The organism is Oleiphilus sp. HI0132, from assembly GCF_001635845.1.
On record NZ_LWGJ01001444.1, the window covers coordinates 1 to 846 of the forward strand.

The following is an 846-nucleotide window of genomic DNA, read 5'->3' on the forward strand; positions in this document are numbered from 1 at the left end:
GATGAGTACAAGTCAACCGTATTACTTGCTCCTGCTTCGTCGTCATCGGGGGGGGGCTTTCTAGTCGTTTGGTAGGGCAATATAGCGGATTAGCATCTTTAGCGGGCATTAACCTTGGAGGGGGTGCTGAGAACAAGTCTGTGATAGCTATTGAACTGCTGAAGACGTGGGGGTTTCTTGAGCGTTTTATTGAGGATAATAAACTTCAGGTTCCAATTTTCGCCGCTAAAGGTTGGGATAAGGTTAATAATCGTTTATTGATAGACCCTGATGTGTTTGATGAAAGTTCTGACAAGTGGGTTCGAGAGGTAGACAGTGGGCAATCAAGTGCGCCAACTAGTTGGGAGTTATTTAAGCGGTTTAAAGAGCGTATAAGTATAAGGAAAGATGACTCCACTGGTTTAATCCAGTTATCAATTGAGTTTTATTCTCCTTACTTGGCTAAGGAGTGGGTGGGCTTGTTGGTTGAGGCTATCAATAAACATATCAAGCAGCAAGATAGGCTTGAGGCATTACGCAGTATCGAGTACCTCACTAGAAAGGTTAGCGAGACAGCTGTTTCTGATATGCAGTCGGTGTTTTATCAGTTAATTGAAGAGCAGACTAAGACTTTAATGCTTGCCGAAGTTAGTGAAGAATATGTCCTCAAAACAGTTAGCGAAGCAAAGGTTGCTGAAGAAAAGTCTAAACCCAAGCGAGCCTTAATAGTTATTTTGAGTGCAATGTTAGGGGGAATGTTTGCGACGGCGATTGTTCTTTTGCGTTTCGTTAAAAACCGTCGAAGTATAAATGGAGTTTAGGCTAGGGCTTGGATAGGCGATTTATGCTTATTATGCTTATTATGCT

At 42.3% G+C, this 846-nt stretch carries 1 protein-coding gene; it reads left to right on the plus strand.

The window, feature by feature from the left end; genetic code table 11:
- Nucleotides 1-140 precede the first annotated feature (140 nt).
- Nucleotides 141-800 carry a GNVR domain-containing protein gene (locus A3766_RS22055; RefSeq protein ID WP_197479681.1) on the plus strand — a complete coding sequence of 220 codons (660 nt, stop codon included), beginning with the start codon at nt 141-143 and terminating at the stop codon, nt 798-800.
- The last annotated feature ends 46 nt before the right edge of the window (nt 801-846 follow it).